General features: G+C 71.2%; 13 protein-coding genes. 12 read left to right on the top strand and 1 reads right to left on the bottom strand.

From position 1 onward, the window contains the following. Nucleotides 1–4 precede the first annotated feature (4 nt). From IRT45_RS03505 to rfaE2, 6 genes are all read left to right on the top strand, one after another. Nucleotides 5–1,063: a glycosyltransferase gene (locus IRT45_RS03505; RefSeq protein WP_309240782.1), complete on the top strand. Its 1,059-nt coding sequence runs from the start codon at nt 5–7 to the stop codon at nt 1,061–1,063. Continuing rightward, nucleotides 1,056–2,357: a UDP-glucose/GDP-mannose dehydrogenase family protein gene (locus IRT45_RS03500; RefSeq protein ID WP_194804442.1), complete on the top strand. Its 1,302-nt coding sequence runs from the start codon at nt 1,056–1,058 to the stop codon at nt 2,355–2,357. Before IRT45_RS03505 ends, IRT45_RS03500 begins: the two co-directional genes overlap by 8 nt. Continuing rightward, on the top strand, nt 2,354–3,229 hold the full coding sequence (locus IRT45_RS03495; protein WP_194804441.1) for a glycosyltransferase family 2 protein: 876 nt from the start codon (nt 2,354–2,356) through the stop codon (nt 3,227–3,229). The genes IRT45_RS03500 and IRT45_RS03495 overlap by 4 nt, the downstream gene beginning before the upstream one ends. A gap of 86 nt (nt 3,230–3,315) precedes the next feature. Continuing rightward, a complete protein-coding gene (locus tag IRT45_RS03490; protein ID WP_194804440.1) occupies nt 3,316–3,732 on the top strand; it encodes a ChaB family protein in 417 nt (138 codons plus the stop codon). A gap of 29 nt (nt 3,733–3,761) precedes the next feature. Then, nucleotides 3,762–4,184 (top strand): four-helix bundle copper-binding protein, encoded by a 423-nt coding sequence (locus IRT45_RS03485; protein ID WP_194804439.1) that lies wholly within the window; start codon nt 3,762–3,764, stop codon nt 4,182–4,184. Nucleotides 4,185–4,217: 33 nt separating this feature from the next. Further along, nucleotides 4,218–5,711 carry a D-glycero-beta-D-manno-heptose 1-phosphate adenylyltransferase gene (rfaE2, locus tag IRT45_RS03480; RefSeq protein ID WP_194804438.1) on the top strand — a complete coding sequence of 498 codons (1,494 nt, stop codon included), beginning with the start codon at nt 4,218–4,220 and terminating at the stop codon, nt 5,709–5,711. A gap of 63 nt (nt 5,712–5,774) precedes the next feature. Here rfaE2 and IRT45_RS03475 read toward each other — a convergent pair whose 3' ends face one another. After that, entirely contained in the window at nt 5,775–6,938 is a 1,164-nt protein-coding gene (locus tag IRT45_RS03475; protein ID WP_194804437.1) for a glycosyltransferase family 9 protein, read from the bottom strand. Between the two features lie 236 nt (nt 6,939–7,174). Here IRT45_RS03475 and IRT45_RS03470 point away from each other — a divergent pair, with 236 nt between their 5' ends. From IRT45_RS03470 to IRT45_RS03440, 6 genes are read left to right on the top strand one after another with little or no spacing between them, the layout of a single operon-like run. After that, the gene (locus tag IRT45_RS03470) at nt 7,175–8,386 is read left to right on the top strand and encodes a glycosyltransferase (protein ID WP_194804436.1); all 1,212 of its coding nucleotides are present in this window, start codon (nt 7,175–7,177) and stop codon (nt 8,384–8,386) included. 19 nt (nt 8,387–8,405) lie between these two features. Beyond that, nucleotides 8,406–9,107 (top strand): SDR family oxidoreductase, encoded by a 702-nt coding sequence (locus IRT45_RS03465; protein WP_194804435.1) that lies wholly within the window; start codon nt 8,406–8,408, stop codon nt 9,105–9,107. Then, nucleotides 9,104–10,123, top strand: a complete 1,020-nt coding sequence (locus IRT45_RS03460; RefSeq protein ID WP_228533517.1) for a glycosyltransferase family 4 protein — start codon at nt 9,104–9,106, stop codon at nt 10,121–10,123. The genes IRT45_RS03465 and IRT45_RS03460 overlap by 4 nt, the downstream gene beginning before the upstream one ends. Further along, complete coding sequence (locus IRT45_RS37685) at nt 10,120–11,700, top strand: HAD-IIIA family hydrolase (protein ID WP_309240781.1); 1,581 nt, start codon at nt 10,120–10,122, stop codon at nt 11,698–11,700. The genes IRT45_RS03460 and IRT45_RS37685 overlap by 4 nt, the downstream gene beginning before the upstream one ends. Beyond that, entirely contained in the window at nt 11,697–12,317 is a 621-nt protein-coding gene (locus IRT45_RS03445) for an SIS domain-containing protein (protein WP_194804434.1), read from the top strand. Before IRT45_RS37685 ends, IRT45_RS03445 begins: the two co-directional genes overlap by 4 nt. Next, nucleotides 12,314–13,318: a PfkB family carbohydrate kinase gene (locus tag IRT45_RS03440; RefSeq protein ID WP_194804433.1), complete on the top strand. Its 1,005-nt coding sequence runs from the start codon at nt 12,314–12,316 to the stop codon at nt 13,316–13,318. The genes IRT45_RS03445 and IRT45_RS03440 overlap by 4 nt, the downstream gene beginning before the upstream one ends. Nucleotides 13,319–13,466: the final 148 nt, after the last annotated feature.

Here is a 13,466-nt window from a genome sequence, read left to right as displayed (position 1 = left end):
CGGCGTGCGCGACGCTGTGACTCCGGGCGGCACCGACGCGGAGAGCATCGACTACACCATCGTGATTCCCACCATCGGGCGAGCCGGTTTGGCGCATGTGCTGGCGGCGGTGAATCGGCCCGGAGGTGTCGCCCCGGCCGAAATCGTCGTCGTCGACGATCGGCCGCCGGCGGGCGGACCGGATGCGGCCGAGCCGTTGTCGTTGCCGCCCAGCGATATTCCGTTGCGCGTGGTGCGTTCGGGTGGTCGCGGACCGGCCGCGGCCCGCAATGCCGGATGGCGAGCGGCCGAGTCGGAATGGATCGCCTTTCTCGACGACGATGTGGTGCCGTCGCCGGAATGGCGAGCGCGCCTGGCCGAGGATCTGCGTGATCTGCCGGGCCACGTCGCCGGATCGCAGGCACGGTTGTGGGTGCCGCTGCCGTCCGGACGCCGGCCCACCGATGCCGAACGCGGCACGGCCGGCCTGGCCGGCGCGCGCTGGATCACCGCGGATATGGCCTACCGCCGCGCCGTCCTCGCCGAACTGGGCGGCTTCGACGAACGCTTCCGGCGCGCCTACCGGGAAGACTCCGACTTCGCGCTGCGCGTGGTGCGGACCGGCCGAGACATCACCTCGGGCAGCCGGGTCACCACCCATCCGCCGGCGAAAGGTTCGCTGCTGTCGTCGCTGCGCGCCCAAGCGGGTAATGCCGACAACGCGTTGATGCGCAGCAAATTCGGCCGCACCTGGCGCGAGGACATCGGCGAGAGCGGCGGCAGACTCGGCGCGCACGCGGCGGTCTCCGCGGCGGGGCTGGCGGCCGCGTTCTTCGCGCTGCGCCGTCGCCGCGTACCCGCGCTGGCGTGTGCGGGCCTCTGGCTGGCGGGTACGGCCGAATTCGCGGCGCGGCGTATCGGTCAGGGTCCCGCCACGGTCCGCGAGGTCGGCGCCATGACGCTGACCAGTGTGCTGATTCCACCGGCCGCGTGCTGGCATCGGTTGCGTGGCGAATGGCAGGTGGCGCGCGGGACCCGGCTGCCCCGGCCGGCGAGCGGCGGATCGGAGTCCGGCCATGAGTGAACGCATCGGTGTGGTGGGAGCCGGGTATGTCGGCACCACCACCGCGGCCGGCCTCGCGCATCTCGGGTTGCCGGTGACCGCGGTCGACGTCGACGCCGGCTGTGTCGAACGATTGCGGCAGGGGCGCAGCGACCTCCATGAACCGGACTTGGAACCGCTTCTGCGCCAAGGTATTCGCGCCGGTCTGCTGGAGTTCGACACCGATATCGAGCGGCTGGCGTCGGCGGAAGTGGTTTTCGTCTGCGTGCCGACGCCGGCCACCCCCTCGGGTGCGGCGGACGCCAGTGCCGTCCAAGACGTGCTGGCCGCGCTGTGCGATCTGCTGTCGCCCGGTGCGATCATCGTGCTGAAGTCCACCGTCCCGGTCGGTACGGCGCGCGCGGCCGACGAAGCGGCGGGCCGGTGCGGACTGCACGTGGTGAGCAATCCGGAATTCCTGCGCGAAAGTCATGCGGTCTACGACTTCCTGCACGCCGATCGCATCGTCATCGGTACCGCCGATACCGCGGTCGGGGAACGGATCGCGCGGCTGTATCAGGGTGTCGAGTCTCCGGCGGTGCAGATCGTCGACTTCGAAAGTGCCGAAGTGGCCAAATATGCCAGCAATGCCTTCCTCGCGACGAAGGTGTCGTTCGTGAACGAACTCGCCGAGCTGTGCGAAAAGGTCTGTGCCGATATCGAACTCGTCGGTGAATGCCTGGGATCCGATCCGCGTATCGGCGCCGCGTTCCTGCGGCCGGGGCCGGGCTGGGGCGGATCCTGTCTGCCGAAGGACACCGAGGCGCTGCTGCACATCGCCCACGACAAGCAGGTGAACCTGGGCGTGCTGGAGGCCGCCGTGGCGGCCAATCGCGCGCAGACCGACCGTACCGTCGCCACCGTCGCGCGGGTACTGGACCGGACCGGCGCCGACTTGCGGGGGGTGCGCGCCGCGCTGTTCGGCCTGACGTTCAAGGCCGGCACCGGCGATCTGCGCGACTCACCCGCCCGTCGATTGGCCGCCGCCCTGGCCGAACACGGCGCTCAGCTGTGCGTCTACGACCCCACCGTGGCGCCGGTGCGCGGCCGGGACCTGGGCCTGCCCGCCCGCGTGCACATCGCCGACGATGCCTACGACGCCGCGCGGGACGCGGACGCGGTGGTCGTGGCGACCGAATGGCCCGAATTCGCCAAACTCGACTGGCCGCGGCTGGGCACCCTGACACGGCGCCGGCTGATCGTCGACACCCGCAATCTGCTGGATGCCGAGGCTCTGCGGCGCGATGGGTTCACCGTGATCGGCAACGGCCGATGAGCGGGGAGCGCGGCAGAACCACCGTGGTCATCGCGACCCGCAATCGGGCCGACGAACTGGTCACCACGCTAGATCGCCTCGCCGAGCACGAGCCGCAGCCGCCGATCGTGGTGGTGGACAACGCTTCCGACGATCACACGGTGCCGGCGGCGCGGGCGCGGCACGGCCGGATCCGCGCGCTGGAGGTGGTCGAACTGCCGCGCAACGAGGGCGCGGTCGCCCGCAATCACGGCGCCCGATGCGCGACCACACCGTTCGTCGCGTTCTGTGACGACGATGCCTGGTGGGCGCCGGGCGCCTTGAATACGGCCGAGCAGTTGTTCGACCGCCACCCCGAGGTCGGGCTCCTCGCCGGCCGGACCCTGGTGGGTCCGGACGGGCGCGACGATCCGGTGAACCAGCTGATGCACCACAGTCCCCTGGGCACTGCTCGCCAGGCGCCCGGACCATCGGTCCTGGGCTTTCTCGCGGGGGCGGCGGTGGTGCGCCGCGATCCGTTCCTGGCGGCCGGCGGATTTTCCCCGGTACTGCATTTCGCCGGCGAGGAGACGCTGCTGGCCTACGATCTGGCCGCGGCGGGCTGGTTGCTGTGTTATTCGCCGCAGATCGTGAGCCGGCACATGCCCTCGCCGCACCGGATGGCGAATACGGCTCGCGCCCATCTCGAATCCCGCAACGCCGCGCTCACCGCGGTGATGCGCCGGCCCGTCGGCGCATGCCTGCGTGAGCTGGCCACCGTGGGCCGCACGGCGCTGCGGCATCCGAGCAGTGTGCCGGCGCTGCTGGGCCTGGTGACCCGGATGCCACACGCTCTGCGGGCACGCCGCCGCCTGCCCGGCCATGTCGAAGCACAGATCGCGCTGTTGCGGTGAATATGCCGGACCAGTCCGGGTAGTGCGTCGACAGGGGCGCCCGTTCGGCGTCCCGGGCAGTCGACCGTCGACGAAGGGAGCAGACGATGCCCAAGACCACTCGGCGCGGTGACCCGAAACTCTCCGAATTGCCCAGCACCATACGGAAATCCGATGAGCACGCGCAGCGTATGTTCGCCGAGGTTCACGATTCCGCGCTGCAGGAGTACCAGAGCGAGCAACGCGCGCATCGCGTCGCCTACGCCGCGCTCAAGCACAGTTACGAGAAGGTCGGCGACCATTGGGAGCCCAAGCAGCGCAAGGGTCCCTCCGACGAGCGCGCCCGGCACGGCGGACCGGAACCCGCGGGCAAGACCGCCGGCGGTGTGGATGCCAACGCGTCCAAACAGCATCTGCTGGATATCGCGAAGCGCCTCGACATCAGCGGCCGTTCCCGCATGACGAAGAAGGAATTGGTCGAATCGATCGAACGGTCGAACGAGCGCGCCCGCCGTAAGAACTGATTCACCGGCTCACACCCGGAGGAGGAGCCATGACGACGGTGCTCGACATGTTCGGCACACATCCCGGCGGGCCCGGAGGATCCGGCGCGCTGACCGCCGACGAAATCGCGCGATGCGTCGAGGAATGCGTGGCCTGTCAGACGGCCTGCACGATCTGTGCCGACTCCTGCCTGGCCGAACCGGATGTGGCCGCACTGCGTCAGTGCATCCGGGAGGATCTGGACTGCGCCGACGTCTGCGCGGCCACCGCACGGGTGCTGGCGCGACGCACGGCGTTCGTGCCGTTCGTGGCCGCCGCGCTGGTGCGTGCCTGCGCGGCGGCATGTGCCTCGTGCGCCGAGGAATGCGCGTCGCACACCGGAATGACCCACTGCGAGCAGTGTGCGCAGGCGTGCCACCGCTGTGAGCGCGCCTGCCAGGACGTGCTGGAGAAATTGCTGCCGCCGCAGTGACCCACCCGAAGAACGCCGCTTCGAGGAGGACGTATGAATCGTGAGACGGGCTCACCGGTTTCGCGGAGTCTGGTTCCGGAGATCGCCGACCGCCTCGCTCGCCAGCACGCCACGGTGGTCGTCCTCGGCGACGCGGTGCTCGACGTGTGGATGTGGGGCCGTTCGGAGCGGCTGTGCCGGGAAGCGCCGGTGCCCGTCGTCGACGTGCACACGACGAGCTACCTGCCGGGCGGTGCCGCCAATACCGCCGCCAATATCGCGGCGCTGGGCGCCGAGGTGCGTCTGGTGGCGCTGGCGGGAGCCGACGAGCACGGCGACCGGTTGCGTGACTCGTTGCGACGCTGCGGAGTGGACACGACGTACGTGAGCGCGGCCGATGCGGAGACCGTGGCGAAATGCCGGGTGGTCGCCGGAGATCAGATCGTGGTCCGCTTCGACCGGAGCACGACCGCGCCGGCGACCGCAGAGGACGTCGACCGCGTGATCGACACGCTGCCCGAGGCGCTCGCCCGGGCGGACGCCCTCGTGGTCTGTGACTACGACGGTGTGCTCGGTGAGCGGGTCCGGGAGGCGCTCGCCGCGCGCCGGGCCGAGCTGCCGCTGCTGATCGTCGACACCCACCATCCCGCCCGCTGGGCGGACCTGCGTCCCGATCTGGTCACCCCGAACGCCGACGAGGCCGCGCGGGTGCTGGGGATGCCGGCGGCGATGCCGGGCCGGTCCCGGGTGGAATGGTTCGACCGGCACCGCGACCGGCTCTTCGAACTCACCGGTGCGGGTGCGGTCGTGGTGACCCTCGACCGTGACGGGGCGGTGCTGTTGCAGGGCGACCGCCCGCTGCACCGCACCTGGGCCGAACCCGTGCCGGAAAGCCAATCGCCCGGCGCCGGAGACACTTTCGTCGCCGCGCTGACCCTGGCGCTGCTCGACCGGATGCCCTCGACCGCCGCGGTGGAGGTGGCGCAAGCGGCCGCGGACGTGGTGGTGCACCGTACCGGGACCTCGATGTGTTCGACCTCCGAACTCCGCGATCGGCTCGCGCGCAGTGCGGGGGCGGTGTTGCCGGCGCGGGATCTGGCCACGGTGCTGGCGCATCAGCGCTCGGCCGGTAAACGGATCGTGTTCACCAACGGGTGTTTCGACGTTCTGCACGCCGGGCACATCGCCTATCTCAACGAGGCGAAGCGGCTCGGTGACGTGCTGGTGGTCGCGGTCAATTCGGACCGCAGTGTGCGCGCGTTGAAGGGGCCGGACCGGCCGGTGAATCCGGACCACGAGCGTGCGGCGGTACTGGCGGCGCTGAGCTGCGTGGATCACGTGACCATCTTCGATGAGGACACCCCCGCCGCGCTGCTGCGCGCGACCACGCCCGACCTCTACGTCAAGGGTGGCGACTACCGCCCGGACATGTTGCCGGAGGCGCCGATCGTCAACGGTTACGGCGGTGAGGTGCGGGTGCTGAGTTATCTTGCCGATCACTCGACATCGCAAGTGATCGCCCGCATCCGCTCCGGCGCCGCGCCCTAGGCCCTCGCGGCCGGGGATCACGGCCCGCCGGGGACCACTGCCCGCCGGGCAACTCGGCTGGGTTCAGTCCCAGCCGAGCAGCTCGTCCACGTCCCCGCGCACCGCCGCCACGGGCACCGTGGACACGAGCGAATCACCGTGCGGGCAGCGGGGCAGACGCTCGTCGGTGGCGTCGCTGCCGCAGACCGGGCAGTGGGTCTGCCAGGAGATGAGCACGCGGTCGCTGCCGCGGCTCAGGGGCCCGGCGCTGATGACGTTGCCGATCCAGAACACCCCCACGGTGGGTGTGCCGACGGCTCGCGCGAGATGGCGCGGGCCGCTGTCGTTGCCGACCAGGACCGCGGCGCGGGCGAGCACGCCACACAGCGTCGACATATCCGAACCGACCAGGGTGCGCAGCCGATCCGCGCGGGCATCGCCGGCGGCCGGTATGCGAGAACGGAGGTCGGTGACCAGTGCGTGATCCGAGGGGCCGCCGATGATCAGCACCGTCGCGCCGCGGTCCAGACAGTGGGTGGCGATCTCGGCGAACGCGGCTGCGGGCCAGCGCCGCCGGGAATCGTTCGCACCCGGATGCACGACGACCAGCGGGCCGGTCACCGTGCCGAGCACCGCGTCGGCCGCGGCCACATCCTGGGGCGTGAGCTCCACGCGCGGCTCCATCACGACCGGTGGCGCCCCGGCCAGCCCGGCCACCTCGAGCGCCCGCAACACCTCGTTCTGATAGAAGCGATAGGCGAGGTTGCGGTCCAGCGGCGGTGCGCCCGCGGCGCGGGAACCGACGCTGACCCGCGGATTCAGCTGCCGCAGAAAGGGATTGGACCACGCGCCGCCGCCGTGCAGCTGCACGGCCAGATCCACCGGCCGGGTGCGGAGGCGGTCGACGAATTCGACCTCCGCCGGTTGCGCGGGCTGGTTCCAGTCGGTGCGGGTGACAGGCAGTACCTCCACCTCGTCGACCGGCCCCGGCCGTCCCCGCAGCAGGTCGGCATGCAGCGCCGAGCCGAGCAGCGTGATCTCGGCGGCGGGGTAGGCCGCGGCCAATGCGTACAGGGCAGGCACCGCGTAGAGCAGGTCGCCGAGTGCTCCACCCCGCAGGACCACGATCCGCCGCACCTGCGGCACGATGTCGGCGATCGGGCCGATACTCGGCCGCTCCGTCGCCGGAACAGGATCGAGCAGGGGCTGCCCGGCCGTCACGGCCGGGGCTGTCGTCGTCTCGGACATACCGCAGCCCTACCCGTGCGGGCGCGACTCAGTCCTGGCGGATTCGCCGCACGCCGGTCGTCGAACAGTTCTGCTCCCGTCCGTTTGCGTCCGGTCTGCGCGGGCATGTCGACCACGAACCGGTTCAGAAGTCGAACGATCGAGTCGGTCGCATACATCCATGGCACGGTTTCCGCCAGCTATGGCGCAGTTCGAGAGCGCGAGGTCCACCGGCGGCGACGCGGATCGGAGGAAGCGTGAAGATTGCGATGGTGTCCGAGCACGCGAGCCCCTTGGCGCCCCTGGGTGGCGTGGACGCGGGCGGTCAGAACGTGCATGTGGCCGAACTCGCCGCGGGACTGGCGCGGTTGGGGCACGACGTGCGGGTCTACACCCGCCGAGACGACCCCGGCATCCCCGCCGAGGTGCTGGTGGGGGCGGGATATCGCGTGATCCACGTTCCGGCCGGCCCGCCCCGGCACATTCCGAAGGATGACATTCTGCCGTTCCTCGCCGAATTCGCCGCCTTTCTGCGCCGGCAGTGGAGTGCCGATACCCCCGATGTCGTGCACGCGCATTTCTGGATGTCGGGCATCGCCGCCGAACGCGCCGCGCGCGATCTCGCCGTCCCGGTCGTTCTGACCTTCCACGCCCTGGGCACCGTGAAGCGGCGCTATCAGGGGCTGGCCGACACCAGCCCGCGCTCGCGCATCCAGTCCGAGCGCCGGGTGGCGGCGGGAGCGACCCATATCGTCGCGACCTGTTCCGACGAGGTCCGGGAGCTGGGCCGGATGGGTGTGCCGCGCGAGCGCACGTCGGTGGTGCCGTGTGGTGTCGACCTGTCGCTGTTCACTCCCGACGGTCCCGCCGAGGAACCGGATCTGCCGCGGCGGATCGTCTCGGTGGGCCGCATGGTGCGGCGCAAGGGGTTCGACTCCGCGATCGCGGCACTGTCGGAGGTGCCCGATACCGAACTGGTGATCGCGGGCGGTTCGCAGAGCGCCGAGGACGAGGCCGAGCAGGCGCGGTTGCGTGCCGTGGCCGCGGAATACGGTGTGTCGCAACGGGTCCGGTTGCGCGGGCCGGTCCCGCGGGCGGAGATGCCGATGCTGTTGCGCTCGGCCGACGCCGTGGTGTGCACGCCGTGGTACGAGCCGTTCGGCATCGTTCCGCTCGAGGCGATGTCGTGCGCGAAGCCAGTGGTCGCCACCGCGGTCGGCGGAATGCTCGACACCGTCCTCGACGGGGTGACCGGACGTCTGGTCCCCTCGGGCGACCCCGCGGTGCTGGCCGAGGTCGTGTCCGGCCTGCTCGACACCCGGCAGGCGCGCCGGGCGATGGGGGAAGCGGGTCTGCAACGTGCCCGCGGACGTTATTCGTGGGATCGGATCTCCAGAGATACCTCGGCGGCCTATCGACGGACCGCCGCCACGGCCGCCGCGGGCGACATCGCGTCGTCCGCTCGCTGACATCAGGAGGAACTCGCGGATGAATCAATCGACTCGCCCCTTGGGTACTGTCGTCATCACCGGTGGTGCGTCCGGCCTGGGCGCGGCGACGGTGCACGCGGTGCGCGCCGCCGGTGGCGTTCCGCTCGTCATCGATCGGAACCGGCCCGATACCGACGTCGACTGGGAGCAGGCCGATCTCGCGGATTCGGCGGCGGCCGAGGAGGCCACGCGAGCCCTGGCCGACCGGGCCGGTGGCCGCATCGACGGCGTGTTCACCGCCGCCGGGATCGACGCCTGCGGCCCACTGGAGAAGGTCGACGCGGCCGCCTGGGAACAGGTGGTGCGGGTGAATCTGCTCGGCACGGCCGCGGTGATCCGCGCCGCGCTGCCGGCTTTGCGCGCGTCTCACGGACACGTCGTCACCTGTGCGTCGACTCTGGGTATGCGGGCGCTGCCCGATGCCACGGCATACTGCGCGTCGAAATTCGGGGTCGTGGGATTCACCCGGGCACTGGCCGCCGAGACGGCCGGGGAGATCGGCGTGACGCTGCTGATTCCGGGCGGCATGGACACACACTTCTTCGACGACCGCCCGGAGCAGTACGTCCCCGGGCCCGACGTGCGCCTCGAACGACCCGAAAACGTCGCCGACGCAGTCGTTTTCGCCCTCACCCGGCCCGCCGGATCCGAGGTGCGGGAAATGCTGGTCTGCTCCTCCACCGAATCGTCGTGGCCATGAGCGTTGCCGCCGTACCGGGTTCGGATCCCCTGCGCGTGCTCGTATGGCATGTGCACGGGTCCTGGATGACCTCCTTCGTCCAGGGGCGTCATCGCTATCTGGTGCCGTCCGATCCCCGGCGGCGGCAGTGGGCACTGGGCCGGTGCGGGCGACCCTGGCCCGAATCCGCGGTCGAGGTCGCGCCGGCCGATCTGGCCGGCGAGTCGGTCGATGTGGTGGTCCTGCAACGTCCGGAGGAATTCGACCTGGTGCGTGACTGGCTCGGCCGGGTGCCCGGCCAGGAGGTGCCGGTGATCTACGTCGAGCACAACACTCCTCGCGAACACGCGGCCACCAGCCGGCATCCGATGGCGGACCGCAGCGATGTGACGCTGGTGCACGTCACCGGATTCAACCGGCTGATGTGGGACAACGGGCGCTGCCGGGCCGAGACGGTCCCGCACGGTGTGGTCGATCCGGGGTACCGGTACACCGGGGAGCTCGAGCGCGCGGCCTCGATCATCAACGAGCCGGTGCGCCGGTGGCGGATCACCGGGACCGATCTGCTCGGGGACCTGTCTCGGGCCGCGCCGATCGACGTCTTCGGCATCGACACCGCCGAGTTGCACAAGTGGGGGCACTGCCCCGCGACACAGATTCACGGTGCGGGTGACGTCGGACAGGAACGGCTGCACACCGAGATCGGCCGGCGGCGGGTGTTCGTGCACACCGCTCGCTGGACCTCGCTCGGTCTGTCGCTGCTCGAGGCCATGTTCGTGGGCATGCCCGTGGTGGCGGTCGGCGCCACCGAGGCACCCTGGGCGGTACCGCCGGAGGCGGGCGTCGTCTCCACCGACCTCGACGAGCTGGCCCGCGCGATCGGCCGCTACCTCGCCGATCCGGAACTGGCCCGGCGCACCGGACAGGCTGCCCGGGCCTGGGCCGCGAAGAACTTCGGCATCACCGAGTTCGCGCAGCGCTGGGACCGGCTGCTCGCCGATACGGTCGCCGAATTCCACAGCGGGAGGCGCGGATGAACGGCCACGTCCTGGTGGCCCGCCTGGACAGTGCGGGCGATGTCTTGCTGACGGGCCCGGCCGTGCGGGCGGTCGCCGCCCGCGCGCAGCGGGTGAGTTTTCTGGCGGGCCCGCGCGGGCGGGCCGCGGCGCAGCTGCTGCCCGGTGTGAGCCAGGTGCTCGAATTCCACGCCGGCTGGGTCGATTTCGATGCCCCGCCGGTGGATGCCGAATCGATTGCCGAGCTGGTGAAACTCGTCGACACCCAGCAGCCGGACGAGGCGATCATCTTCACCTCCTTCCATCAGTCGCCGCTGCCGCTGGCGCTGGTGCTGCGAATGGCGGGAGTCGGGCGGATCTCGGCGATCAGTCCCGACTATCCGGGATCGCTGCTCGATGTCCGCCATCAGCTGGACGACGATGTGCCCGAGGCGATTCGGGCGCTGTCACTGGCCGAGGCGGCGGGCTATCCGTCGGTGGGGCACCGGCTGCGGGTGCGCACCGATCTGCCGGATGTGTCCGCGCTGACCGGCGAGCCGGGCTATATCGTGCTGCACCCGGGGGCGGCCGTGCCCGCCCGCCGGATGTCGGCGCAGCGGTCGCGGGCGGTGGCCCGCGCCCTGGCCGAGGCGGGATACCGCGTGGTGGTGACCGGCGGCCCCGACGAGCGTGAGCTGACCGCCACCGTCGCCGGGACGCACGCCCGCGATCTGGGCGGAGCGACCGATCTGCCGCAGTTGGCGGCGGTCCTGCGCGGGGCCGATGTGGTCGTCGCGCCCAATACCGGTGCCGCGCATCTGGCGGCGGCCGTCGCGACCCCCGTGGTCTCGTTGTTCGCCCCGGTCGTTCCCGCGATCCGCTGGGCGCCGCACGGTGTTCCGTGCGTGGTGCTCGGCGACCAGTCGGCGGCCTGCGCCGGAACCCGGGCCCGGCAGTGCCCGATACCGGGTCATCCTTGTCTGAACCGGATCTCCGACGAACAGATCGTCGACGCGGTGGCACATCTGCGCGGTGAGAAGCCACGGCGCTCGACCACCGCGGAACGACACGGCGGCCCGCCCGCGGTGCTGTTCGACCGCGACGACACCCTGATCATCGATGTGCCGTATCTGTCCGATCCGCAGCTGGTGGAGCCCGTACCCGGCGCGGCCGCGGAGCTGGATCGGCTGCGCCGGGCCGGTGTTCGGATCGGAGTGGTGAGCAATCAGTCGGGGGTGGGAGCGGGCACCATCACCCCGGATCAGTTGGCGGCGGTGACCGCGAAGGTGGAGGATCTGCTCGGACCCGTCGACACCTGGCAGATCTGCCCGCATCGCCGCGACGACGGGTGCGAATGCCGCAAACCCCAACCGGGACTTGTCGTTTCGGCCGCCGAGGCACTCGGTACGACACCCGACCGATGTGTCGTGATCGGTGATATCGGCAGCGATGTCGAGGCCGCCGCCGCGGCCGGAGCGCGGGCGGTGCTCGTGCCCACGGCGAAGACGCGGCCCTCGGAGATCGCCTTCGCCGCGGTGGTCGCCCATGTCGCACCCGACCTGCGGACCGCAGTGTCGCTGGCACTGGCCGAACTCGACGGGAAGGACACACTGACATGACCACCCCCCGAGATGAATACCGGCGCCACGACCTCGCCGGTATCGGCACCGAACTCGAGGAGCACTTCGAACTCCTCGGTACGGCGCTGCGCCGCAATGTGCGCCCCTCCGTCGCCCACATCTGGGCCTGGGGGGAGCGATTGGCGTGCGTCTACCGCGACGGCGGCAGATTGTTCGCCTGCGGCAACGGCGGCAGCGCGGCGGAGGCACAGCATCTGACCGCCGAACTGACCGGGCGTTTCCGGGAGGAACGCCGACCGCTGTCGGCGGTCGCGCTGCACGCCGACACCTCGAGCGTGACGGCGATCGCCAACGACTACGGATTCGACGAGATGTTCGCCCGCCAGCTACGAGCGCACGGCCGGCCCGGGGACGTGCTGGTCGCGATGTCCACCAGCGGTTCCAGCGGCAATGTCGTCGCCGCGGCGAAGGCGGCCGCCGACATCGGCCTGACCAGTTGGGCGTTGACCGGACCGGCGCCGAATTCGCTGGCGTCGCTGTGCGACGACGCGGTGGCGGTGGAGGCGGAGTCGACGGCGACGGTGCAGGAAGTGCATCTGGTGCTGGTCCACGCGCTGTGCACGGCACTGGATTCCGCGCTGCGGGATCTGTCGTGATCGCACCGCTGGTCGTCGTCGGAGATGTGCTGCTGGACAGCGATATCGAGGGCCGCGCCGACCGTCGCAGTCCCGACGCGGGTGTTCCGGTGGTCGACGTCCGCGCCGGAATCTGGCGTCCGGGCGGGGCGGGACTGGCAGCTCTGCTGGCCACCGCGGACGCCGGCGAGGTGGTGCTGGTCGGCGGATTCGGCGACGACGAGGCCGGTCACCGGCTGCGCCGGCTGCTGGCCGGGCGCGTGCGGGTGGCGCCGCTGCCGATGCGGGGAACGACGGTGTGCAAACAGCGGATCCGGGCCGTCGGCCCGTGTGCTCCGGCCGCCGCGGACGGTGCGGCCGATCGCCCGGTTTCCGTGGTCCGGGTCGACTCGGGCGACGGCCGTATCGGCGCGGGCCCGCTACCGGCCGATGTCGAGGCCGTATTCGAGTGCGCGCGGGGCATTCTCGTCGCCGACTACGGTCACGGCGTCGCCGCCCATCCCGGAATTCGCGCCCTGCTGGCCCGGCGCCTGCGCGACATTCCCGTGGTGTGGGATCCGCATCCGCGCGGTCCGGCGCCGGTGACCGGCGCGACTCTGGTGACACCGAATCGTGACGAGGCCGCGAGCCTGGTGGCCGGAGACGGTGACTTCGGGGATCGGGCCCGTGAGCTGAGCCGGCGATGGTCGGCGCGGGCGGTGGCGGTCACGCTCGGCGCCGAGGGGGCGGTGCTCTATCGGCACGGTACGAAAGGCACTGTGGCCGTGGGGATATCGCCGGACCTCCGATGCGGTCCGGGGTATGACGTGTGCGGTGCCGGAGACCGATTCGCCGCGGCGGCCACCGCGGCGCTGGCGTCCGGCGATTCGGTGACCAACGCGGTCCGCTCGGCCGTCGATGTCGCGGCGCGGTTCGTTCGCGACGGTGCGGTGTCGTCGCCGGCGATGGGCGAGACACGATCGGATCGCGCCGTCGTGACCGCGGCGCCGAGCCGCGCGGCGGTTCCACCGTCATGGGCGTGACGCTGGTCCTGCGGGCGCTGGGGCTGGGTGATCTGCTGACCGCCGTGCCGGCACTGCGGGCGTTGCGGGCCGCGCGCGGCGACGACCACCTGGTGCTGGCGGCTCCCCGATGGCTGGCGCCGATGGCCGACCTCGCCGACTGTGTCGA

The sequence above is a fragment of the Nocardia sp. BSTN01 genome (assembly GCF_015354405.1).
In the GTDB taxonomy this organism is placed as follows: Bacteria; Actinomycetota; Actinomycetes; order Mycobacteriales; family Mycobacteriaceae; genus Nocardia.
Note: the sequence above shows the minus strand (reverse complement) of the source record. Positions and strands in the feature narration are given on the sequence as shown.

Coding starts and splice junctions, on each gene's coding strand:
- IRT45_RS03475 (WP_194804437.1), bottom strand. CDS start 6,938: ATGTCCGAGACGACGACAGCCCCGGCCGTGACGGCCGGGCAGCCCCTG.
- IRT45_RS03495 (WP_194804441.1), top strand. CDS start 2,354: ATGAGCGGGGAGCGCGGCAGAACCACCGTGGTCATCGCGACCCGCAAT.
- rfaE2 (WP_194804438.1), top strand. CDS start 4,218: ATGAATCGTGAGACGGGCTCACCGGTTTCGCGGAGTCTGGTTCCGGAG.
- IRT45_RS03465 (WP_194804435.1), top strand. CDS start 8,406: ATGAATCAATCGACTCGCCCCTTGGGTACTGTCGTCATCACCGGTGGT.
- IRT45_RS03490 (WP_194804440.1), top strand. CDS start 3,316: ATGCCCAAGACCACTCGGCGCGGTGACCCGAAACTCTCCGAATTGCCC.
- IRT45_RS37685 (WP_309240781.1), top strand. CDS start 10,120: ATGAACGGCCACGTCCTGGTGGCCCGCCTGGACAGTGCGGGCGATGTC.
- IRT45_RS03460 (WP_228533517.1), top strand. CDS start 9,104: ATGAGCGTTGCCGCCGTACCGGGTTCGGATCCCCTGCGCGTGCTCGTA.
- IRT45_RS03500 (WP_194804442.1), top strand. CDS start 1,056: ATGAGTGAACGCATCGGTGTGGTGGGAGCCGGGTATGTCGGCACCACC.
- IRT45_RS03445 (WP_194804434.1), top strand. CDS start 11,697: ATGACCACCCCCCGAGATGAATACCGGCGCCACGACCTCGCCGGTATC.
- IRT45_RS03485 (WP_194804439.1), top strand. CDS start 3,762: ATGACGACGGTGCTCGACATGTTCGGCACACATCCCGGCGGGCCCGGA.